Origin of the sequence: Streptomyces sp. NPDC007945, from assembly GCF_042958885.1 — a bacterium.
GTDB lineage: Bacteria > Actinomycetota > Actinomycetes > Streptomycetales > Streptomycetaceae > Streptomyces.
In genome coordinates this window covers 131,428-154,149 of the sequence record NZ_JBIBJV010000003.1, presented here as the reverse complement: position 1 = coordinate 154,149, position 22,722 = coordinate 131,428, and the positions used below count along the sequence as shown (strand labels likewise).

Annotated in this window: 16 protein-coding genes, 3 tRNA genes and 2 pseudogenes; 19 read left to right on the top strand and 2 right to left on the bottom strand. The window is 74.4% G+C overall.

What is annotated here, in order from left to right:
* The first annotated feature begins 28 nt into the window (after positions 1-28).
* From ACFZCF_RS11460 to ACFZCF_RS11425, 8 genes and pseudogenes are all read left to right on the top strand, one after another.
* The gene (locus tag ACFZCF_RS11460) at positions 29-1,597 is read left to right on the top strand and encodes a trypsin-like peptidase domain-containing protein (protein WP_391286192.1); all 1,569 of its coding nucleotides are present in this window, start codon (positions 29-31) and stop codon (positions 1,595-1,597) included.
* A gap of 417 nt (positions 1,598-2,014) precedes the next feature.
* Positions 2,015-2,099: transfer RNA gene (locus ACFZCF_RS11455), tRNA-Ser, on the top strand.
* 109 nt (positions 2,100-2,208) lie between these two features.
* Positions 2,209-2,598 carry a hypothetical protein gene (locus tag ACFZCF_RS11450; RefSeq protein ID WP_388442188.1) on the top strand — a complete coding sequence of 130 codons (390 nt, stop codon included), beginning with the start codon at positions 2,209-2,211 and terminating at the stop codon, positions 2,596-2,598.
* Between the two features lie 78 nt (positions 2,599-2,676).
* Entirely contained in the window at positions 2,677-3,198 is a 522-nt protein-coding gene (locus ACFZCF_RS11445; RefSeq protein WP_391286190.1) for an O-acetyl-ADP-ribose deacetylase, read from the top strand.
* Positions 3,199-3,417: 219 nt separating this feature from the next.
* A pseudogene (locus ACFZCF_RS11440) lies at positions 3,418-3,690 on the top strand (acyl-CoA dehydrogenase family protein); the annotation flags it as partial.
* 91 nt (positions 3,691-3,781) lie between these two features.
* A pseudogene (locus ACFZCF_RS11435) lies at positions 3,782-4,605 on the top strand (hypothetical protein).
* Between the two features lie 64 nt (positions 4,606-4,669).
* On the top strand, positions 4,670-5,281 hold the full coding sequence (locus ACFZCF_RS11430) for a SigE family RNA polymerase sigma factor (RefSeq protein WP_388442182.1): 612 nt from the start codon (positions 4,670-4,672) through the stop codon (positions 5,279-5,281).
* A 149-nt stretch (positions 5,282-5,430) separates the two neighbouring features.
* On the top strand, positions 5,431-7,083 hold the full coding sequence (locus tag ACFZCF_RS11425; RefSeq protein WP_388442179.1) for a long-chain fatty acid--CoA ligase: 1,653 nt from the start codon (positions 5,431-5,433) through the stop codon (positions 7,081-7,083).
* Positions 7,084-7,203: 120 nt separating this feature from the next.
* Here ACFZCF_RS11425 and ACFZCF_RS11420 read toward each other — a convergent pair whose 3' ends face one another.
* Together ACFZCF_RS11420 and ACFZCF_RS11415 are read right to left on the bottom strand one after the other, a co-directional pair.
* The gene (locus ACFZCF_RS11420) at positions 7,204-11,433 is read right to left on the bottom strand and encodes a PAS domain-containing protein (RefSeq protein WP_391286187.1); all 4,230 of its coding nucleotides are present in this window, start codon (positions 11,431-11,433) and stop codon (positions 7,204-7,206) included.
* Positions 11,434-11,586: 153 nt separating this feature from the next.
* A complete protein-coding gene (locus ACFZCF_RS11415) occupies positions 11,587-12,030 on the bottom strand; it encodes an SSI family serine proteinase inhibitor (protein WP_391286185.1) in 444 nt (147 codons plus the stop codon).
* A gap of 234 nt (positions 12,031-12,264) precedes the next feature.
* On the opposite strand from ACFZCF_RS11415, the gene ACFZCF_RS11410 reads away from it, so the two are divergent.
* The 11 genes from ACFZCF_RS11410 (at position 12,265) to ACFZCF_RS11360 (ending at position 22,657) form a co-directional block, all read left to right on the top strand.
* Positions 12,265-12,355: transfer RNA gene (locus tag ACFZCF_RS11410), tRNA-Ser, on the top strand.
* Between the two features lie 465 nt (positions 12,356-12,820).
* Positions 12,821-12,893 (top strand) — tRNA-Arg (locus ACFZCF_RS11405).
* Positions 12,894-13,026: 133 nt separating this feature from the next.
* Complete coding sequence (locus ACFZCF_RS11400) at positions 13,027-13,392, top strand: PH domain-containing protein (protein WP_043224835.1); 366 nt, start codon at positions 13,027-13,029, stop codon at positions 13,390-13,392.
* A gap of 132 nt (positions 13,393-13,524) precedes the next feature.
* On the top strand, positions 13,525-14,346 hold the full coding sequence (locus tag ACFZCF_RS11395; RefSeq protein WP_388442170.1) for a Bro-N domain-containing protein: 822 nt from the start codon (positions 13,525-13,527) through the stop codon (positions 14,344-14,346).
* Between the two features lie 62 nt (positions 14,347-14,408).
* Positions 14,409-15,284, top strand: coding sequence for a DUF2797 domain-containing protein (locus ACFZCF_RS11390; protein WP_391286182.1), 876 nt, complete (start codon positions 14,409-14,411; stop codon positions 15,282-15,284).
* A 118-nt stretch (positions 15,285-15,402) separates the two neighbouring features.
* Positions 15,403-15,738, top strand: a complete 336-nt coding sequence (locus ACFZCF_RS11385; protein WP_189949229.1) for an antibiotic biosynthesis monooxygenase — start codon at positions 15,403-15,405, stop codon at positions 15,736-15,738.
* Complete coding sequence (locus tag ACFZCF_RS11380; protein ID WP_388442165.1) at positions 15,725-16,603, top strand: amidohydrolase family protein; 879 nt, start codon at positions 15,725-15,727, stop codon at positions 16,601-16,603. The genes ACFZCF_RS11385 and ACFZCF_RS11380 overlap by 14 nt, the downstream gene beginning before the upstream one ends.
* Before the next feature lie 79 nt (positions 16,604-16,682).
* A complete protein-coding gene (locus tag ACFZCF_RS11375; RefSeq protein WP_388442162.1) occupies positions 16,683-17,438 on the top strand; it encodes a response regulator transcription factor in 756 nt (251 codons plus the stop codon).
* Positions 17,439-17,443: 5 nt separating this feature from the next.
* Positions 17,444-19,186: an ATP-binding protein gene (locus tag ACFZCF_RS11370; RefSeq protein ID WP_391286178.1), complete on the top strand. Its 1,743-nt coding sequence runs from the start codon at positions 17,444-17,446 to the stop codon at positions 19,184-19,186.
* Positions 19,187-19,226: 40 nt separating this feature from the next.
* Entirely contained in the window at positions 19,227-20,510 is a 1,284-nt protein-coding gene (locus tag ACFZCF_RS11365) for a glycosyltransferase (protein ID WP_388442157.1), read from the top strand.
* Positions 20,507-22,657 carry a glycosyltransferase family 39 protein gene (locus ACFZCF_RS11360; RefSeq protein WP_391286176.1) on the top strand — a complete coding sequence of 717 codons (2,151 nt, stop codon included), beginning with the start codon at positions 20,507-20,509 and terminating at the stop codon, positions 22,655-22,657. The genes ACFZCF_RS11365 and ACFZCF_RS11360 overlap by 4 nt, the downstream gene beginning before the upstream one ends.
* Positions 22,658-22,722 lie beyond the last annotated feature (65 nt).

Sequence of the window (22,722 nt, the reverse complement as noted above, 5' to 3'; positions counted from 1 at the left end):
CCCGCGCCGTGAACGAGGAGAGCGAGCTGTGAGCACCGAGAACGAGGGCACCGAGGTTCCGGCGGACTCGACTGCCCCGTCCGCCCCCGCCACGCCGCCCGCCCCCGCGACCCCGCCCCCGGCCGCGCAGGCCCTGCACCGGCCGACCCCCCAGCCTCAGCCGGCCCCGCACCAGCAGCCTCAGCCGACCCCGCATCCCCAGCCGGCCCCGCACCAGCAGCCTCAGGAGGCCCCGCAGGTTCAGCAGCCCGCGGCGCCGTCCGGAGCGGACGCGACGACCCGGATCCAGCCGCCGGTCCCGCCCGCGCCCCCGGCCTCCGCTCCCGTGCCCACGCCGCCCGCCGCGGCCCCCGCTCCCCCGTACGCGCCCGTGCACACCCCCGAGCACGCGGTGGCGGCCGCCGGGGGCGGCGGCTGGCCTCCGGCGCCGCCGGCCGTACCGTCCTGGGGCGAGCCGGTCCCGGCCGCGCCCGCGCCGCGCAAGCGCACCGGGGGTCTCGTCGCCGCCGTCCTGGCGGCGGCGCTCGTCGCCGGTGGCATCGGCGGCGGGATCGGGTACTGGGCGGCCCAGAACGAGGACGGCGGCCCGGCGTCCACGACGGTCACCTCCGGCGACGCCCCCGCCTCCTTCAAGCGGGAGCCGGGCACGGTCGCGGCGGTCGCCGCGAAGGCGCTGCCGAGCGTGGTCACCATCCAGGCCAAGTCGGGCGGCATGCAGGCCGAGGGCGGCACCGGCACCGGGTTCGTCTACGACCAGCAGGGCCACATCGTCACCAACAACCACGTGGTGGCGTCGGCGGCCGAGGGCGGCACGCTCTCCGCGACCTTCTCGGACGGCCGGACGTACGACGCCGAGGTCGTCGGTCGGGCCGAGGGCTACGACGTGGCCGTGATCAAGCTCAAGAAGGCCCCGGAAGGGCTGAAGCCGCTGCCGCTCGGGAACTCGGACAAGGTGGCGGTCGGCGACGCGACGATCGCGATCGGCGCGCCCTTCGGCCTCTCCAACACGGTGACCACCGGCATCATCAGCGCCAAGAACCGCCCGGTGGCCTCGGGCGACGGCGGCGGCAGCAACTCGTACATGAGCGCCCTGCAGACGGACGCGTCGATCAACCCCGGCAACTCGGGCGGCCCGCTACTCGACGCCGCCGGCGCCGTGATCGGCATCAACTCGGCGATCCAGTCCGCAGGCGGTGGCTACGGCCAGTCGCAGGCGGGCTCCATCGGCCTCGGCTTCGCGATCCCGGTGAACCAGGCGAAGGCGGTGGCCGAGCAGCTGATCAAGACCGGCAAGCCGGTGTACCCGGTGATCGGCGCGACCGTGAACATGAACGACAAGGGCGAGGGCGCGCGGATCGCGGAACAGGGCGCGGGCGGCACGGGCGCGGTGACGCCGAACGGCCCGGCGGCCAAGGCGGGCCTGCGGCCCGGCGACGTGATCACGGCCTTCGGCGACCACCCCATCGACAGCGGCCCGTCGCTCATCAGCGAGATCTGGACGCACAAGCCGGGCGACTCGGTGAAGCTCACCTACGAGCGGGACGGCAAGACGGCGTCGACGACGGTGGTCCTCGGCGAGCGCACCGGCGACAGCTGACGCCCACGCGCGCGTAGGCACACGGAAACGGCACCGGGAAGCACCCCGGCGCCGTTTCCGTGTCTCCGCTCCACGGCGGCCGCACACCAGAGACCAGCGGCTCTCCCTCTTCCGCGCGACGCTTCCGCCGTTCGGCCCGCCCCCTCTGAGCAACCGCCGCGACCGCCGACGCCCGTCCCGACCGGACGGAGCCGGGCGCCTCGACGTTGACGGCCGCGGCCTCGCGCTCCTGCCTGGGCTCGATCTGGTTGCAGGTGGCGCTGGTTCGGCCGCTCACGGGCGGACAGGAGCCGGCCCGCTCGACCCCGCCCCGAAGGTCCTCCGGGGAATCGAGGTCGGCCTGTGGTCGGGCCGCCACGTCCTGGACGGCCAGCCGGTAGGCTGTAGCTCGCTCCGCGGCAGGTGAGGTGGAGCGAGGGTGGGTTGCCCGAGCGGCCTAAGGGAACGGTCTTGAAAACCGTCGTGGCGAGAGTCACCGTGGGTTCAAATCCCACACCCACCGCGGTGAGCGAGAGCCTCCGTCCGGCGAGTCCGGCGGGGGCTCTCGTCCGTTCCGGGTCCGGGCGGGAGGCGCGTGGGCGGGGCGGGGAGGGTGAAGGGGCGTGGAGCGGATGGTGTTCGTACGGTTCCAGGGGGTCGTCCGGCACCCGCGCGGGCACTTCCCCGGCGTCTTCGTGCTCGCCAACGAGCTGGCGGCGCAGGGCAGGTTGAGCGAGGAGCAGTACCGCTTCTGGCGGGCCGCCAACGACTGGTACGACGCCCACTACCCGAATCCGAGCCACGTCGACCCCTCCGTGTACGACCCGGCCGCGCACCCCGGCGCGGTGGCCTGGTTCAAGGCGTCCGCGCATGAGCTCATCGCGCGCGTCGACGGGTACCTGGAGCTGCTCGCCGCCCATGGCGTCGAGTGCCGGCGCCTGGAGTCCTCGGACCCCGGCCGGATCCTCTACGAGGACGCCCACCAGGTGGTCGTGGCCGCCGGCGGGCCCGCGGGCGCGTAGGGGGACGGGGCTTTTCCGCGTGCCGCGGCGGCCGGGCGGCGGCAGGATGGCCGGAGGCGCGAGACGGAGGAGGACGGCGTGGTGCGGATGGTGCTGGTGCGCGGGGACATCACCGAGGAGGTGGTGGACGCGGTCGTCAACGCCGCGAACTCGTCGCTGTACGGCGGCGGGGGCGTCGACGGCGCGATCCACCGCAAGGGCGGGCCGGAGATCCTCGCCGCCTGCCGGAAGCTGCGCGCGTCGCGGTACGGGAAGGGCCTGCCGACTGGGCAGGCCGTCGCGACCACGGGCGGGCGGCTGCCGGCGCGGCACGTGATCCACACCGTCGGGCCCGTCTGGTCGGAGAGCGAGGACCGGTCGGCGCTCCTGGCGTCCTGTTACCGCGAATCCCTCCGGGTGGCAGATGAGTTGGGGGCCCGTACGGTCGCCTTTCCGGCCATCTCCACGGGGGTCTACCGCTGGCCGATCGACGACGGGGCGCGGATCGCCGTCGAGACCGTGCGGCAGGTCGCGGCCGCGGGGACGGGGGTCGAGGAGGTGCGGTTCGTGCTCTTCGACGCGACCGCGTACGCCGCCTTCGAGGCCGCCGTCGCGGAGTGAGGCGTCGGCGGTGAAACTTCCACCCGTGGTGGAGACCAGCCCACGGGCCCGGCCCGAGGGGGTGTGACCGCGGGGTGAACGGCGGCCCGCGCGACGGTGCTTCGGTACCGGACGCCCGGGCCGCCTCGCCGTTTCCGTCGGGTGCCCCGAGCCTTGACAGCGCGGTTGGATTTGACGGACAGTCTGAAATCTTCGCCGTCCCTTCCGGGGGGTCGTCCCGTGCACCTCGCCCCGACCGAGCGGCAGCTCCGGCTGCGCGCCGAACTCCGCGCGTACTTCCGCGAGACGATGCCCGACGGGCCGCCGCCCGCGAGCGACGGCGCCGCGCAGCGCCGGCTGCTCCGCAGGATGGGCGCCGACGGGCTCCTGGGCCTCGGCTGGCCGGAGGAGTACGGCGGGCAGGGCCGTGGCTCCGACGAGCAGTTCGTCTTCTTCGACGAGGCGTACCGGGCCGGCGCACTTCAACGAGCGGTCGGGCCGCCGCTTCGGCGCCGGAGTGCAGCGGCGCGAGCCGTCCGCCGAGGGCGTCGCGCTCGGCTGGCACCTGCCCTTCGGGCTGCTCACCCCCGCCTCCTGGGTCGCCATGGCCGCCCAGCGCTACCTCCACGTGTACGGGCTCACGCCGGAGGTCTTCGGGCACGTCGCCGTCACCGGCCGCAGGTACGCGGCGAACAACCCCGCCGCGTACTTCCACGGCAGGCCGATCACGCTCGCCGACCACGCCGCCTCCCGCTGGATCGCGGAGCCGCTCCGCCTCCTCGACTGCTGCCAGGAGACCGACGGCGGCCAGGCGGTCGTCGTCACCACCGCCGAGCGCGCCCGCGAACTGCGGCACCCGCCCGCCGTCGTCCTCGCGGCGGCCCAGGGCTCGGGCCGCAGGCAGGGGGCCATGACGAGCTTCTACCGGGACGGCCTGACCGGCCTCCCCGAGATGGGCTTCGTGGCACGGCAGTTGTGGAGGACGTCGGGGCTGCGCCCGGCCGACATCGACGTGGGCATCCTCCACGACCACTTCACGCCCTTCGTGCTGATGCAGCTGGAGGAGTTCGGCTTCTGCGAGCCGGGCGAGGGCGGGGGTTCGTGGCGGCGGACGCGTTGCCGATCAACACCCACGGGGGCCGGCTGGGCGAGGCGTACCTCCACGGGATGAACGGCATCGCGGAGGCGGTGCGGCAGCTGCGCGGCACCTCCGTGAACCAGATCCCCGGCGCGGCCCGCGCCCTGGTCACCGCCGGCCACGGGCGTCCCGACCTCGGGCCTGCTCCTCGGCACGGACACCTGAGCCGACGCGGACGCGGGGGCGGGGGCGGGGCGGGCCGGGGCGCGCGGCCGGCCACCGACCCTGACCCCCGGGTGACGGCGGCTCCACCCAGAGGAGGTGGGGGCACCCCGAGGACTCCGACCTGAGGGGGAGCCGGGTTCGGGACCTGGGGCCGATCCGCCGGGACCGCGCCGCTCCTAGCGTGGAACCATGACTCCGCCACCCACTGGCCCCGTCTGCGCCGGCGCCTCGACGGCCGCCACCCGGCCCGGACAGCGCACGGCCCCGCGCACCTCGCCGCGCCAGGGCCCGCGCCCGTTCGCGTACCCGTCCTTCTCGTCCTTCGTGAAGGCCCGCCAGCCCCTGCTGCTGCGCACCGCCCGCTCGCTGACCGCGAACCCGAGCGACGCCGAGGACCTGCTCCAGACCGCGCTCACCAAGACCTTCGTGGCCTGGGAGCGGATCGAGGACCACCGGGCCCTCGACGGGTACGTGCGCCGGGCGCTCGTGAACACGCGCACCTCGCAGTGGCGCAAGCGCAAGGTCGAGGAGTTCGTCTGCGAGGAGCTGCCCGAGCCTGCCGGCCCCGCCGAGCCGGACCCGGCCGAGCGCCAGGTCCTCCACGACGCCATGTGGCGCGCCGTGATGAAGCTCCCCGAGCGGCAGCGGCAGATGGTGGTGCTGCGGTACTACGAGGACCTCAGCGAGGCGCAGACGGCCGAGGTGCTCGGGGTCTCCGTCGGAACGGTGAAGAGCGCCGTCTCCCGCGCCCTGGGCCGCCTCCGCGAGGACCCGGAACTCACTGCGGGCGTCGGCGTCTGAGTCCGGAAATCGCCGGTCGTTGACATCTGCCAGCGATCACTGGCAATTTCGGTACTCCCGGGTAGTGACATACCGCGTGGTATGTGCGCAGAATCTGCACACCTTTACTGCCACGTAGGCACGTGCAGCGCCCACCGGGAGGACGCCCCGTGTACAGCACCATGCAGGACGTACAGCTCACCATCAGCCGCATCCTCGAACACGGCCGAAGGGTCCACGGCCGGTCCACCGTCACCACCTGGACCGGCGAGCCGGAGCCGCAGCGCCGCACCTTCGCCGAGATCGGCGACCGCGCCGCCCAGCTCGCCAACGCCCTCCGCGACGAGCTGGGCGTCCGCCAGGGCGAGGCCACGGCGACGCTGATGTGGAACAACGCCGAGCACGTCGAGGCGTACTTCGCGCTCCCCTCCATGGGCGCCGTCCTGCACACCCTCAACCTGCGGCTTCCCCCCGAGCAGCTGGTGTTCATCGTCAACCACGCCGCCGACCGGGTCGTGCTGGTCAACGGCTCCCTGCTCCCCCTCCTCGCCCCGCTCCTGCCGCACCTGCCGACGGTCGAGCACGTCGTCGTCGCCGGCCCCGGCGACCGCTCCCTCCTCGACGGCACCGCCCCGCGCGTCCACGAGTACGAGGAGCTGATCGCGGGCCGCCCGACCACCTACGACTGGCCCGAGCTCGACGAGCGCAGCGCCGCCGCCATGTGCTACACCTCCGGCACCACCGGCGACCCGAAGGGCGTCGTCTACTCGCACCGGTCGATCTACCTGCACTCCATGCAGGTGAACATGACCGAGTCGATGGGCCTGACGGACCGGGACACGACCCTGGTCGTGGTCCCGCAGTTCCACGTCAACGCCTGGGGCCTGCCGCACGCCACCTTCATGACCGGCATCAACATGCTGATGCCCGACCGCTTCCTCCAGCCGGCCCCGCTCGCCGAGATGATCGAGCGCGAGAAGCCCAGCCACGCCGCCGCCGTTCCCACCATCTGGCAGGGCCTGCTCGCCGAGGTCACCGCCCACCCGCGCGACCTCTCCTCGATGAAGCAGGTCACCATCGGCGGCGCCGCCTGCCCGCCCTCCCTCATGGAGGCCTACGACAAGCTCGGCGTCCGCCTCTGTCACGCCTGGGGCATGACGGAGACCTCCCCGCTCGGCACGATGGCGCACCCGCCGGCCGGGCTGACCCCGGAGGAGGAGTGGCCGTACCGCGTCACGCAGGGACGTTTCCCCGCGGGCGTCGAGGGCCGCCTCGTCGGCCCCTCCGGCGAGCACCTGCCGTGGGACGGCGAGTCCGCCGGCGAACTGGAGGTGCGCGGCACATGGATCGCGGGCGCGTACTTCGGCGGCGTCGGCGCCGACCCCATCCGCCCCGAGGACAAGTTCAGCGAGGACGGCTGGCTGAAGACCGGCGACGTCGGCGTGATCAGCCCCGACGGCTTCCTCACCCTCACCGACCGTGCCAAGGACGTCATCAAGTCCGGCGGCGAGTGGATCTCCAGCGTCGAGCTGGAGAACGCGATCATGGCCCACCCGGCCGTCGCCGAGGCCGCCGTCGTCGCCGTCCCGGACGAGAAGTGGGGCGAGCGCCCGCTCGCGACCGTCGTCCTCAAGGAGGGCGCCGAGGCCGACTACGCGACCCTGCGGGACTTCCTCGCCACCGAGGGCGGCATCGCCAAGTGGCAGCTGCCGGAGCGCTGGGCCATCGTGCCGGCGGTCCCGAAGACCAGCGTCGGCAAGTTCGACAAGAAGGTGATCCGCAAGCAGTACGCGGAGGGCGAGCTGGACGTCACCCGGATCTGACGCACACCGGCGAGAGGAAGGGGGAGGGCTCGTCAGGAGCCCTCCCCCTTCCTCCGGTTCCTCTGGTTCTCCGGTTCCTTCGGCTCCCCTGGTCCGACCCGGACTCCCCAGGGTCTTCCCTCAGTTGGTGCCGATCTTCGCCAGCAGGTCGACGATCCGGGCCTGGACCTCGGCGCTGTTGGCGCGCTCGGCCAGGAAGAGGACCGTCTCGCCGGAGGACAGCTCCGGCAGCCGGTCGGCGTCCAGGCCGGCCGAGGTGTAGACGACCAGCGGGGTGCGGTTGAGCCGGCCGTTCGCCCGCAGCCAGTCGATGATCCCGGCCCGTCGGCGGCGCACCTGCATCAGGTCCATGACCACCAGGTTCGGCCGCGTCTCGCCCGCGAGGGCCACCGCCTCGGTGTCCGTGGCCGCCCGCACCACCTGCATCCCGCGCCGCTCCAGGGTGGCGGCGAGGGCGCCGGCGATGTGCTCGTTCTCCTCGATGACCAGGACCCGCGAGGGGTGCTGCTCGCTGTCGCGCGGCGCGAGCGCCTTGAGCAGGACGGCGGGATCGGCGCCGTACGCCTCCTCCCGGCCCGCCTGTCCGAGCCCGGCCGCGAGCAGCACCGGCACCTCGGCGGAGACGGCCGCCTGGCGCAGCGACTGGAGCGCGGTCCGGGTGATGGGACCGGTCAGCGGGTCGACGAAGAGCGCGGCCGGGAAGGCGGCGATCTGCGCGTCGACCTCCTCGCGGGAGTGCACGATCACCGGCCGGTAGCCGCGGTCGCTCAGCGCCTGCTGGGTGGCGACGTCCGGGGCGGGCCAGACGAGCAGTCGGCGCGGGTTGTCGAGCGGCTCCGGGGGCAGTTCGTCGTCGACGGGCAGCGGAGCGGGCCGGTTGACGACCTCGACCGCGCCGCCGGGGCCGTCGAGCGGCTCCGGCCCCTCGTCGGAACCCTCGGCCGGCGCCCCTATGGCGTACGCCCGTCCGCGCCCCTCGGACTCCGGAGCGGGTACGGGTGCGGGCGCGGCGGCGGGGAGCGGTGCCGTCGCGGCGGGCGGTGCGGGGGCCGCTGCCGGGGCCGGCGGGTCGACCTCCGGCGGCGTCGCGAGCTTGCGGCGCCGGCCCGAACCGTTCGACGGAGCGGCCACGGGCGTGCCCGCCTGCGCCGGCGGCGCGAAGGGCACCCCCTGACCGAGCGTGCGCACGCTGAACGCCCGCCCCTGCGTGGAGTCCTTCGGCAGCGGCGCCGCCGGCGCCGGCGACGGCATGGGGCCGGGCATCGGAAGCTCGGGAGGCAGCGGTACGGAACCGGTACCGGTTCCGGTAGGCGCTGCGGTGCCGCTCGCGGGCGTGGCGGGCGCCGCGGACGGCGGGGTCACGGCGGCCGGGGGTACGGCAGCCGGGGGTACGGCGGGGGGCGCGGGAGCGGGAGTCGGCAGGGGCGCCGGGTCGGGCATCGGCGTGGGCGCGGGCATGGGCACCGGCCCGAGACCCGTGGCCGGGACCGCGGTCGCGGACGTCGGGAGAGGATGCGGCTGCGCGGGAGTGTGCCCGGCGGGCACGTCCTGTACGGCTCCGTGTCGCGGCTGCTCCTCCTGCGCGGCACCGGCACCGGCACCGGCGTCGGCGGACTCCGGCGCTTCGTCGCGGTCGGTGTCGGCGTCGGCGGGCGGCAGCGCGAACGGCGTCCGGGGCCCCGCCTCGGCGGCGGCGGCCCGCTCCTGCGCGGCGGCGAGCGCACGCCGCCGTCGACCGGTCGGCCGCTCGCCCTCGGCACCCCCGGAGGAGGCCACGGCGATCGCGCCGCCCTGGGGCGCGGCCGGAAGGGCGGGGGCCGGCGCGGGAGCACCGGAGGGCTCGACGGGGGCGACGCCCTGCGGCGGCACGGCGGCACCGAGCGCGGGACGCTCCTGGGCGCCTTCGGCGGCGGTCACCACGGAGCCCTCGGCGGGCCGGCCCCGGCGCCGGCGGCCGGTCGGCTCCGCGCCGGTGGTCTGCTGGGCGGGGATCAGTTCGGCGGGACCCGGGGCGTCCTCGGCACGGGCGCGGCGACGTCCGCCGCCCGCGGCCGGCACGGCGACCGCCCCGGCCTCGCCCTCGGGGGAGGTCCCGCCCTCCAGGAACGCGTCGGTGGACCCGCGCCGCGCCCGCCGCCGCCCGGAACCGCCCGCGGTCCCGCCGTCCACGGGACCGGAGGTCTGCGCGGGCACACCACCCGCGGGCCCGGCCGGGGAAGCCTCCGGCGCGGGGGCGGACGGGACACCCGGGGCGGGGACGCCCGGGGCGGGGATGCCTGAGGAGGGAGTGGCGGACGACGGGCCCCCGGAAGAGGGCACGCCGGCGGCGGGCACCCCGGAGGGGGGGCCCGGCGTGGACGTGGGCCGGGACGGGGGCACGGGCATGGGCCCCGCTGCGGGCCCGGTCGTCGGTCCCGGCGTGGGCCCGGACGTCGGCATCGGCCTAGGCGTCGGCATCGGCGTGCGCCCGGATGCCGGACCCGGCGCGGGCGTCGGACTCGGCGCGGACGTCCGCCCCGGCGGGGGAACGGACATCGACCCCGAGGTGGGCCCGGACGTCGGCCCCGGCGTGGGCGTGAGCCCGGCCGGAGGCGTCGGCATGGTCGCGGACGGGGCGGACGGGGAGGCGGGCGAGGGCGAGGGCGCGGGCGTGGACTCGGGCGCGGCCGCGAGCGCGAGCGGGGAACCGGCCTCCGGCCCGGCCTGGGACGCGGGCGCGACCTCGGCGGCGGGAACGGTGCCCCGGCCCGCGCCGATCGGCACCTCCAGGACGTACGCGCCGCCGCTCGTCCCCGGCACCTCGTGGGTCTGCACGACACCGCCGTGCGCCGTCACGATCCCGCGCACGATGGGCCCGTGGACCGGGTCGCCGCCCGCGTACGGACCGCGTACCTCGATGCGGACGACCTCGCCGCGCTGCGCCGCCGCCACCACGATCGTGGAGTCGGCGGGACCGGCGACGCCCTGCGTCGCGGCGCGGGTCCTGCCGGTGGCGTCGACCCCGGCCACGTCCGCGACGAGGTGGGCCAGCGCGGTCGTCAGCCGGCCGGCGTCGACCTCGGCCTCGATCGGCGGGGCGTGCACGGCGAACTGGGCGCGGCCCGGGCCGATCAGGTCCACGGCCGCGTCGATGCCGCCGGTGACGATCCCGTCGAGCAGCGCGACCTTCCGGTCGAGCTTCTCCTCGCCGGCGTCCAGACGCTGGTAGCCGAGGACGTTGTCGACGAGGGTGGTCATCCGGGCGGAACCGGCGACCAGGTGGTGCAGCAGCCGGTTGGCCTCCGGCCAGAGCTGCACGCCGTCGTCGGCGGCGAGCGAACCCAGCTCGCCGCGCAGCTCCTCCAGGGGCCCGCGCAGCGACTCGGCCAGTACGGCGGTCAGCTGGGCGTGCCGGGAGGCGAGGGCCGCGTACCGCTCCGCCTGCGCCTCGCGCTCGGCCGCGTGCCGCTCGGCCTTGTCGGCGAGCTCGGTGGCGTGCCGCTCCGCCAGCTCGGCCAGCTCGGCGGCGTGCTTCTCGACCAGTTCCTTCTGCTGCGCGACCAGTTCCTCGTGGGGACGGCGGTCGGTGAAGGTCATCACGGCGCCGACGAGCTGGTCGCCGTCGCGCACCGGAGCGGTCGTCAGGTCGACCGGCACCCGGTCGCCGGACTTCGACCACAGCACCTGGCCGCGCACCCGGTGCTTGCGGCCCGACTTGAGGGTGTCGGCGAGCGGGGACTCCTCGTACGGGAAGGGGGTGCCGTCGGCGCGCTTGGCGAGGATCAGCGGGTGCAGCTCGGCTCCGCCGAGTTCGCCGGCGCGGTAGCCGAGGATCTGCGCGAAGGCGGGGTTCACGAGGACGACCCGGCCGTCGGTGTCCGTGCCGACGACGCCCTCCGAGGCGGCGCGGAGGATCATCTCGGTCTGCCGCTGCGAGCGGGCCAGCTCGGCCTCGGTGTCGAGGGTGCCGGTGAGGTCGCGGACGACGAGCATCAGCAGCTCGTCGCCGGTGTAGCCGGAGTACGAGTCGTAGGCCTCGCGGCCGTCCTCCAGGCTGGCGCTCGTGACCTCGACGGGGAACTCCCCGCCGTCGGTGCGGCGGGCCATCATCCGCATCGGCTTGGTGCGGCCGCGCTCGTCCGCCGGATCGGGGCGGCGCATCGAGCCGGGGATCAGGCGCGAGTCGAAGGTGGGCAGCAGATCGAGCAGCCCGCGCCCGACGAGCGCGGTGCCGGGGGTCTCGAACATGCCGAGGGCGATGGTGTTGGCGTTGACGACCGTGCCGTTGCAGTTGACGAGCACGAGGCCGTCCGGGAGGGCGTCGAGTATGGCTGCGAGGCGAGCAGCGCCTCGGGATGGCCTGCTGCTCACGACGACGCTTCCTCCCTGACGCCTGCAATTGCGCGCGGATCGGGTCCGCGGTGTGCGCCGTCCGGCATGTGCCGGGACGGTGGCCGGCCCCATCTTGCCCCTGGGCGGCGGCCCTGTCACGGAGGGAGTCTAACGGCGCCCCCGCTCGTCCCGTCAGCCCCGGACGCTCGGAAGGAGCGGTTCCGTGTTCTCCCAGCGGTCGATCTCGCAGCCGTTCGCACGGGAGAAGCGGGCGTCGATCCGGCGCCCCTGCCACACGCCGGTCACCCGGGCGGTCACCGGCCCGCCGTACATCTGTGCGCACATCCGGTCCGCCGGGACCGGTGCGAACGGGTCCTCCCCGGAGCGCGCGAAGCCCGCCAGGCGCTCGCAGGCCCGCGCGGCCGCGGGATGGTCCCCGCCCGGCCGGTCGTCGCAGGTCAGCTTCCAGCTCCCCTCGGCCTCCGGGTTCCCGCTCCCGGTGACGGCCACCGTCAGGGAGTCGGGCGGCGACAGCAGCGGCAGGGGCGGCAGCGGCCCGGCCGACGCGACTCCCGCGAGGGAGGTGACGAGGGTGGCGGCGAGCGCGGCGGGGAGGGCGAGACGGCGCAGCGGCATGGACGGGCTCCGGAGACGTGCGGACGAGAAGGAACGGGACACCTCTCTAACGCTGGGACCCCGGGCGCGTTGCGCAACCGGGGTGCGCCGCGCGGGGGCCCGGACGCGCTCCTCGGGACGCGCCGGGGGCTTTGCCCCGCACCCCGCCCGCCCGGTACGGTGAAAGCGATTGGTGACACCAGGCTCGCCTGTGTCATCATCTGCACGCACCGTCCGCGCATGCGCGGGGTGCGAGGAGGCGTCGCCTAGTCCGGTCTATGGCGCCGCACTGCTAATGCGGTTTGGGCTTTATCGCCCATCGAGGGTTCAAATCCCTCCGCCTCCGCCTCAGGAAGCCCCGGCCCCACGGCCGGGGCTTCCGCCATTCCCGGCCCCGCGCCCCCAGCACCGCGCCGTGATCCGTTCCCGGCCCCGCGTCTCCCACGCCGCGTCGGCACCCGTTCCCGAACCCGCGTCTCCCGCACCGCTCCGGCACCCGTTCCGGTCCCACGCCGGAGCCATCGCCTTCGCTTTCGTGTTCGCCTCCGCCTTCGACGCCTCGACGCCCTCTTGCGCGCGAACGCGCCCCCGTCCCCGCCCCGCGTGTGACCCCGGTCTCTTTCGCCCGTTCCAGCCCCGTTCTCCGCGCTGGAACCCCCGGCTCCACCCCGCCCTCCGATGGCGTTTCCGCAGGTCAGAAGGGGTGGGGTAATCGGATTTCACATGACGCCGGGACTCATGTAATGTTCTTCCTGTCGCCGGGACAGCGGGCCGAAAGGGCCGGGGGAACGGAGACAAGAACTAAAAACAAGCACTCGTAGCTTAACGGATAGAGCATCTGACTACGGATCAGAAGGTTGCAGGTTCGAATCCTGCCGAGTGCACATAGACAAGAGGCCCGGACGAGAGTCCGGGCCTCTTGCGTTGTCCGGGGCGCTTGGGGCGTTGCCAGTGGTGGGGTGGGTGGGGTTAGGTTCGGGTGATCGTATTTTGTGGCTGAAATGTGGGGGGTAGAGCATGGCGCTCTTCGGGAACGCGCACGCCATCGATCCGGCGCAGGCGCAGCAGGACTACGCGCGGCTGCTCGGCCAGGGGGAGCAGGTGCACGCCGCGTACCTGCTGATCCGTGACGTCATCTTCTTCACGGACCGGCGGCTCGTGCTCGTCGACAAGCAGGGCATCACCGGCAAGAAGGTCGAGTACCACTCGATCCCGTACCGGAGCATCACGCACTTCGCCGTCGAGACGGCCGGCACCTTCGACCTCGACGCCGAGCTGAAGATCTGGATCTCGGGCCAGCAGCTGCCGGTCACCAAGACGTTCACCAAGGGCGTGGACATCTACGAGGTGCAGGCGATCCTCACCCAGTTCGTCGCCCGCTAGCGGACGCGGACGCGGAGATTACTACGAAGGCCCCGGGTTTGCCCGGGGCCTTCCCCTTTTGGGTGAACCCATCAGATTTGCATGTCAGTTGAATATGCCGTCGGCCTAGCGTGCGGGTGGAGGTGATGATCGTTGGACGCGATCGACATCGATGACTTCGTACGGGCCGCCGCGGGAGGCCGGCTGAGGCGGCTGACGGCCGTCGACGGAGCGCACTGGTTCCCCGTCGTGGACGTGGCCCGGCAGCTCGGGTACGCGGGTCCGCGGGAGGCGCTGCGCAGCGTGGCCCTGCCCGCCTGGTGCCTCGCGCCGGCCCGCGAACTGGCCCCGACCGCGGACATACTCGCGCGCAGCGGCATCCGGGGAACCGCCCGCATGGTGAGCCTCCCCGGCCTCGTGCAGCTCGTCACCGCCTGCCGCTCGCCGGAGGCCGGGCCGTTCCGGGCCTGGGTGGGCGAGCTGGTGGCCGAGGTGCAGCGGCACGGCGGCTACGGCCTCGAACCGGCGCCCGCGCACAGCGGGTTCGTGCTGCCGCCCGAGCTCGTCGACGTCCTGGTCCGGCTGGAGGGACGGATCGACGAGGGCTCCGCGGACCTCGTCGCGTGCGCGGAGCTGCTGCGGGAGACGCGACGCAGCCTCTCAAGGGTCGCCGACTCCCTTGAGCGTTCGTTCGCCCTGCCCCGCCAGCGCGGCGGGGACGGCCCGCCGCCGCTCAGTCCCCAGGAACTGGTCGAGTCCTGGGAGATCAGCGGCGACATGCGGACCGTCGCCGGCTTCCTCGCCCCCGCCCTCGTGCGCGGCGGCGTCCGCTGCCGTCCGCAGGACGTCACCCGGCGCACCGGCCTCTCCGGCGAGCGCGTCCGCGACTGCGTCCGGCTGCTCATCGAGCGGGGCTGCATCCGCGAGGTCGGCGACCCCTGCCCGGACGGGACGCGGATCTACGTCCTGCCCTGAGGGAGGACATGGGGGACTGAGGGGCCCGACGGCCTTGAGGCTCCTGAGGGGAGGATGGGGGCATGGGAGGTGACCGGGGCGTGTGGCGGAGCGGCGGGGTCGGGTGGGTCGGCGGCGCGGCCGTGCTGCGGTGGTGGGGCGGGCGGACCAGCCCGGTCGCGTACGGGCGGCCGCTCGGCTTCCGGGCCGTCGGCGGCCGGGCCTGCGCGGGGGTGCGCGGGAACGCCTGCCCGCTCGGCGCCGCCGTGCCCGGGCGGTCCACCGGCGGGCTCTGCCCTGACTGCGCCCGGCTCGACCGGGCGCACTCCGTGGCCGCCGACACCTTCGCCGACGACCCCCGGCCCTACCGCGTCTACCTCGCCTGGTTCGGCCCCGGGACCGTCAAGGTCGGGATCACCGGGGAGCACCGGGGGTCCGCGCGCCTCCTCGAACAGGGCGCGGTCGCCTTCTGCTGGCTCGGGCGCGGGCCGCTGATGGCCGCCCGGCGCACCGAGGAGGTGCTGCGGCAGGCGCTCGGCGTGCCCGACCGGGTGTCGTACGAGCGGAAGCGGGCGCTGCGGATCGGGCTGCCGGACCCCGCCGCCCGGCGCGGGGAGATCGAGGAGCTGTACGGGCGGGCCCTGGGCGTCGGCGGCTGGGGCGACACCCTGGAGGCGCTGCCGTTCGCCGCGTACGACCAAGGGGACGTCTTCGGGCTCGGGGAGCTGCCCGCTCTCGACGGGAGCGTCACCGAGCTCGTCGACGGCGGGACCGTCGCCGGGCGGGTGCTCGCCGCCGCCGGCCCGGACCTGCACCTGAGGGACCCGGCCGGCCGTCATCTCGTGCTCGACGGACGGCTGCTCGCCGGGTGGGGGCTCGAGCGCGGCGGGGATGCGGACGGCTGGAGCGTGCCCGTCGGGGTCGTCGCCGCGGAGAGCGGACAGGACGGGCTGTTCTGACCGGCCCGGTGTCCCCGAGGTCCTGGATCCCTTGGCCCCGCCTGAGGTTCGTAAAGTCTTGGATCCCTTTGGCGGGCGGCCGTGGACAGCGTCCGGGCCGCCCGGCGAGGGTGAGCGCATGACGCAGAAACCGATCTCCGGACTCGAACCCCCTTACTACACGGCCGTCTTCACCTCCCTGCGGCCCGACGCCCCCGAGGGGTACGCCGACACCGCCGCCCAGCTGCGCGAGCGGGTCGCCTCCGTCCCCGGCTTCCTCGGCTACGAGTCCGCCCGTACCCCCGGCGGCCTCGGCATCACCGTCGCCTACTTCCGCGACCTGGAGGCCCTCGACGCCTGGCGGCTCGACTCCGCGCACCTGGCGGCGAAGTCGTACGGGCGCGCGCACTGGTACGAGGCGTACAGCTGCCACATCGGAAAGGTCGAGCGGAGCTACGGCTTTGAACGAGAGTGAGGCCGTACGGGAGCGGACCGCGCGGCTCGGGTTGCCCGGGCTCGTCGACGTCCACACCCACTTCATGCCGAAGAACGTGCTCGACAAGGTCTGGGCGTACTTCGACGCCGTGGGGCCGATGACCGGGCAGCCCTGGCCCATCACCTACCGCGAGGAGGAGGACCGGCGGGTCGAGCTGCTGCGCGGCTTCGGCGTACGGGCCTTCACCTCCATGCTCTACCCGCACAAGCCGGGGATGGGCGCCTGGCTCAACTCCTGGGCCGCCGACTTCGCCGCGCGGACGCCCGACTGTCTGCACACTGCGACCTTCTTCCCCGAACCGGAGGCCGCCGCGTACGTCCGGCAGGCGCTCGACGACGGGGCCAGGGTCTTCAAGGTGCACGTCCAGGTCGGCGGTTTCGACCCCAACGACCCGCTGCTCGACGCGGTGTGGGGGCTGCTGGCCGAGAGCGGGACACCGGTCGTCGTCCACTGCGGCTCGGGGCCCGCGCCCGGTGCCTTCACCGGACCGGGACCGGCCGGGATGCTGCTCGCCCGGCATCCCCGGCTGCGGATGATCGTCGCGCACATGGGCATGCCGGAGTACGAGGACTTCCTCGGACTCGCGGAGCGGTACGAGAGCGTCCACCTGGACACGACGATGGCGTTCACGGACTTCAGCGAGCGCCTGGCGCCCTTCCCGCGCGAGGCGCTCAAGCGGCTCGCCGACCTCCAGGACCGGATCCTGCTCGGCTCCGACTTCCCGAACATCCCGTACCCGTACCTCCACCAGCTCGACGCCCTGGAACGACTCGGCCTCGGGGACGACTGGCTCCGGGCGGTCCTCCACGACAACGGCGCCGCGATGTTTCACGTGAAACCTTGAACCGGGCCGGCGACGGTTTCTCAGGGAATTCACAGGAAAGCGAAAGAGGGATCTCAGCGGCCGCGGCCAGCGTGGTGCCATGACCGTCACCACTCGCAGCACTTCAGCCCGCCGCGGCACCCGCGCCGATCTGCTCCGTGCCGACGGCACCGCCGTCCGTGTCCTCGTCGTGGACGACGAGGCCTCCCTCTCCGAACTGCTCTCGATGGCCCTGCGCTACGAGGGCTGGCAGGTCCGCAGCGCCGGTGACGGGGCCGGCGCACTGCGCGCCGTCCGCGAGTTCCGGCCGGACGTCGTCATCCTGGACATCATGCTCCCCGACGTCGACGGGCTCGGTCTGCTCGGCTCGATCCGGCGTGAACTGCCCGAGGTGCCGGTCCTCTTCCTCACGGCGAAGGACGCCGTGGAGGACCGGATCGCGGGGCTCACGGCCGGCGGAGACGACTACGTCACCAAGCCGTTCAGCCTGGAGGAGGTCGTCGCCCGGCTGCGCGGCCTGATCCGGCGCTCGGGCGCGGCACAGTCCCGCAGCGAGTCGGTGCTCGTCGTCGGTGACCTCACCCTCGACGAGGACAGCCACGAGGTCACCCGGGGCGGCGACTCGATCCACCTCACCGCCACCGAGTTCGAGCTGCTGCGCTACCTCATGCGCAATCCGCGTCGGGTGCTCAGCAAGGCGCAGATCCTCGACCGCGTGTGGTCGTACGACTTCGGCGGCCAGGCCAACGTCGTCGAGCTGTACATCTCCTACCTGCGCCGGAAGATCGACGCCGGGCGCTCTCCGATGATCCACACCCGGCGGGGGGCCGGTTACCTCATCAAGCCGGGGGAGTAGGCCCCGTGCGGCTCCGCCACCGGAGCGGGCCCCCGCGGCCGTGGTCGCTGCGGACGCGGCTCGTGGTCTCCGCCGTCGCGCTGATCGCCGTGGTCGCGGCCGTCATCGGCGCGGTCACCACCCTCGCGTACCGCTCCTACCTCTACGACCGGGCCGACGAGCAGCTCACCGGGCTCGCCCAGCGGGCCGCCGGGCCGCCGGGCCCGCCGCTCGGTCCCGGCCCGCTCCGGGGCCGTGAGCCGCTCGCCTTCCTTGGTACGCCGGGCTCGCCGATCGGCACGCTCGGCGCCGTCGTCCAGGACGGGAACGTCACCGAGGCGGGTTACTCGACGGAGGTGGCCGGAAGCGGCACGGGCGAGGGCCCGCGCTTCCCGGTCAGAGAACTGGACGCGGCGCAGGTGCGCGCGCTCGCCGCCGTGCCCCGCGACGGCCGGCCCCACACCGTCGACCTCCCGGGCGGGCTCGGCTCGTACCGGGTCGTCCACACCGAGGGCGCCCATGGCACGTTCCTCACCGGCATTCCGCTCACCGACGTCGAGAACGCCCTCTCCACCCTCGTCCTCGTCGAACTCAGCCTCACCGGCGCCTCCCTCGCCGCCGCCTCCCTCGCCGGGACCGTCCTCGTCCGGATCGCGCTGCGGCCGCTGCGACGGGTCGCCGCCACCGCCGCGCAGGTCGCCCGGCTGCCGCTGCACAGCGGCGAGGTCGCGCTCCACCAGCGGGTCCCGGAGACCGAGGCCGATCCGCGGACCGAGGTCGGACAGGTCGGCGCCGCCCTCAACCGGATGCTCGACCACGTCCACGCGGCCCTCGACGCCCGCCAGCAGAGCGAGACCCGGGTCCGGCGGTTCGTCGCCGACGCCAGCCACGAACTGCGCACCCCGCTCGCCTCCATCCGCGGCTACGCCGAACTCACCCGGCGCGGCCGGGAGGAGTGCGGCCCCGACACCCGGCACGCGCTCGGCCGGATCGAGTCCGAGGCCATCCGGATGACCGGCCTGGTCGAGGACCTGCTGCTGCTCGCCCGGCTCGACGCGGGACGCCCGCTCTCGTACGAGGTCACCGATCTGGTCCCGCTGGTCGTGGACGCCGTCGGGGACGTCCGCGCCGCCGGGCCCGACCACCGCTGGCGCCTCGAACTGCCCGAGGACGGCCGGGTAGCGGCGGTGCGCGGCGACGCGGCGAGACTGCAGCAGGTGCTGCTCAACCTGCTCGCCAACGCCCGCACCCACACCCCGCCCGGCACCATCGTCACCGCCCGCGTCAGGATCGAGGGCGCGCGCGCCGTCGTCGAGGTCCAGGACGACGGGCCGGGCATCCCGCCCGAGCTGCTGCCCGCCGTCTTCGAGCGCTTCGCCCGCGGCGACGCCTCCCGTTCCCGGCAGGCCGGCTCCACCGGGCTCGGCCTCGCCATCGTGCGCGCCGTCGTCGCCGCCCACGGCGGTGAGGTGACCGCCGCCTCGGCCCCCGGACGGACCGTCTTCTCGGTGACGATCCCGGCGACGGACGGGCATGGAGCCGGGTCCGGAGCCGGGTCCGGAGCCCGGCGGGGAGCCGAGCGCGGAATCGGGCGGGGAGTCGAGCGCGGAGCCGAGTTCACAGGCGGGCGCGCGGACGAGGCCGTAGAGGGGGCCGCAGACGAGGCTGTAGGGGGGCCCCGCGGGCGTTCCCTGAGAGCGTCCGTCGCGTCCCCGGAGAGCGTCCGTCGACGGTCCGCCGGGCCTCCTCACAGGCTGACCACAGGCTGATCACACGGCCGTGACAGGGGGCCCGGCGAGGGTCGTGGGCATGCGAACCCACACCCTCGCGGGGCCCGCGACGCAGGCCCCCGGCGCCCTTCCCGCCCGGCAGCACCTGCCGGCGAGCGACGCGGGCCGGCCCGTTCTGGACGTGGTGATCCCCGTCCACAACGAGGAGAAGGACCTGGAGCCGTGCGTCCGCCGGCTCCACGCGCACCTCACGCGCACCTTCCCGTACGGCTTCCGCGTCACCGTCGCCGACAACGCCTCCACCGACGCCACGCCCGCCCTCGCCGCCGCCCTCGCGGCCGAGGTGCCCGAGGTGCGGTCCGTACGGCTCGAGGAGAAGGGCCGCGGCCGGGCGCTGCGGACCGTGTGGTCGGCCTCCGACGCCCCCGTCCTCGCCTACATGGACGTGGACCTCTCCACCGACCTCAACGCGCTCCTCCCGCTGGTCGCGCCGCTCATCTCCGGCCACTCCGACCTGGCCATCGGCTCCCGGCTCACCCGCTCCTCGCGGGTGGTGCGCGGGCCCAAGCGGGAGTTCGTCTCCCGCGCCTACAACCTGATCCTGCGCGGCTCGCTCGCCGCCCGCTTCTCCGACGCGCAGTGCGGCTTCAAGGCGATCCGCCGCGACGTCGCCGAACGGCTGCTGCCGATGGTCGAGGACACCGGCTGGTTCTTCGACACCGAGATGCTCGTCCTCGCCGAGCGGGCCGGGCTGCGGATCCACGAGGTGCCCGTCGACTGGGTCGACGACCCCGACTCGACCGTGCACATCGTGCGGACCGCCACCGACGACCTGAAGGGCGTCTGGCGGATCGGACGGGCGCTCGCGACCGGTTCGCTGCCGCTGGACCGGCTCGCCCGGCCCTTCGGCGACGACCCGCGCGACCGCGAACTCTCCGGGGTGCCCGGCGGACTCGCCCGCCAGCTCGTCGGCTTCTGCGTGGTCGGCGTGGTCTCCACCCTCCTCTACCTGGCGCTCTACTCCCTCCTCCGCCTGGGCACCGGCGCCCAGCTCGCCAACGCCGCCGCCCTCCTCCTCTCCGCCGTCGCCAACACGGCCGCCAACCGCCGGCTCACCTTCGGCGTCCGGGGCCGCGACCGGGCCGTCCGCCACCAGGCGCAGGGGCTCGTCGTCTTCGCCATCGGCCTCGCCCTGACCAGCGGCTCCCTCGCCGCGCTCGGCGCGGCCACCGGCGACCCGGCGCACTCCACCGAACTCGCCGTCCTCGTCGTCGCCAACCTCGCCGCGACCGTGCTCCGCTTCCTGCTCTACCGGCTCTGGGTCTTCCCGGACCGCCGACACCCCACGGGGGACCCCCGATGACCACACCGCCCCCGCCCGCGGTCCCACCCGTGGTCCCGGCAGGCGGCTCGTCCGCGGCCACGACCACGCACGCCGGGTCCGGAACCCCCAGCCGGCTTGAACGGATCAACCGGAGCAGCCGGATCGGTCGGCTGTGGCGCGGACGTCCCGACGACGCCCCGTGGGTCCGCCCGGCCTTCCTCGGCCTGCTCGCCGTCACCACCGCGCTCTACGTGTGGAACCTGTCGGCCTCCGGCTACGCCAACTCCTTCTACTCCGCGGCCGTCCAGGCCGGCGGCGAGAGCTGGAAGGCGTTCTTCTTCGGCTCGCTCGACGCCGCGAACGCCATCACCGTCGACAAGCCGCCGGCCGCGCTCTGGCCGATGGCGCTCTCCGTCCGCCTCTTCGGCCTCGGTTCCTGGCAGATCCTGCTGCCCGAGGTCCTGATGGGCGCGGGCACGGTCGCCGTGCTGTACGCGGCCGTCCGCCGCCGCTTCGGCGCGGGCGCCGGCCTGATCGCGGGCACGGTGCTCGCGCTCACCCCGGTCGCCGCGCTGATGTTCCGCTTCAACAACCCGGACGCCCTGCTCGCCCTCCTCATGACCGTGGCCGTGTACGCGGTGCTGCGCGCCCTGGAGGGGGCCGAGGGCTCCACTAAGTGGCTGGCCGCGGCCGGGGTCGCGTTCGGTTTCGCCTTCCTGACGAAGACCCTCCAGGCCTTCCTGATCCTGCCGCCGCTCGCGCTCGTGTACGCGGTGTGCGGGCCCGCACGGCCGCTGAGGCGGTTCGGCGGGCTGGGCGTCGCCGGACTCGCGCTGATCGTCTCCGGCGGCTGGTGGGTGGCGCTCGTCGAACTCTGGCCGGCGGCCTCGCGCCCGTACGTGGGCGGCTCGCAGAACAACAGCTTCCTGGAGCTGACCTTCGGCTACAACGGCCTCGGCCGGATCAACGGCGACGAGGTCGGCAGCGTCGGCGGCGGAGGCGGGCCCGGTGGCGGACAGGGCGGCCGCTGGGGTGAGACCGGGCTGCTGCGGATGTTCAACGACTCGATCGGCGGCCAGATCTCCTGGCTGCTCCCGGCCGCGCTGCTGCTGCTCGTCGCCGGACTCGTCGTCACCCGGCGGGCGCCGCGCACGGACACGGCGCGGGCCGCGTTCCTGGTGTGGGGCGGCTCGCTGCTGATGACGCTCGGCGTGTTCAGCTTCATGGCCGGCATCTTCCACGAGTACTACACCGTGGCCCTGGCCCCGTACCTCGCCGCGCTCGTCGGCATGGGCGTGGCGGTGCTGTGGGAGGAGCGGAGTCGGCTCCTCGCCTCGGCGACACTCGCGGCCGCGGCCGGCGTGACGGCCTGGTGGGCCTGGACCCTGCTGGGCCGTACCCCGGACCATCTGCCGTGGCTGCGCCCGACCGTGCTCGTGGCGGGCGCGGTGGCCGCGCTCGGCCTGCTCGCCGCGGGCCGGGTCGACCGGCGCCTGGGTCTCGCCGCGGCGGGCCTCGGCCTGGCGGCGGGCCTCGCGGGCCCCTTCGCGTACACCCTGGAGACGCTCTCCACCGGCCATCAGGGCTCCATCGTCACGGCGGGCCCGTCGGGCGCCGGCTTCGGCGGCCGCGACGGCGGCCCGCAGCCGCCCCCCGGCTTCCCGAACGGTCAAACCCCCAACGGCCAAGCCCCGAACGGCCAAGCCCCGACCGGTCCTCAGACGCAACCGCCCGCGGGCCGATTCCCCGGCTTCGGCGAACGCAGGGGCAGCGGCAGAGGCAGTGGCATGGGCGGAAGCATGGGCGGCGGCATGGGCGGACTCCTCAACGGCACCGCCGTCGGTGCGGAGGCCAGGGCGAAGCTGCTCCAGGACGCCGACGCGTACACCTGGGTCGCGGCGACCGTCGGCGCGCAGAACGCGGCCGGCTACCAGCTCGCCACCGAGAAGCCGGTCATGGCGATCGGCGGCTTCAACGGCAGCGACCCGTCCCCCACCCTCGCCCGGTTCCAGCAGTACGTCGCCGAAGGCCGGATCCACTACTTCATCGGCGGCGGAGGCGGCCCGGGCGGCGGCATGGAAGGCGGCATGGGCGGCGGTTCGGAGATCAGCTCCTGGGTCCAGGAGACCTTCACCGCCACCACCGTCGGCGACGCCACCTTCTACGACCTGACCGCCCCGAGATAAAACCGCTATACAGCGTACGAGGATTTCTTATACGGTGTACGAGCCTCGTCCTCGTACACCGTATA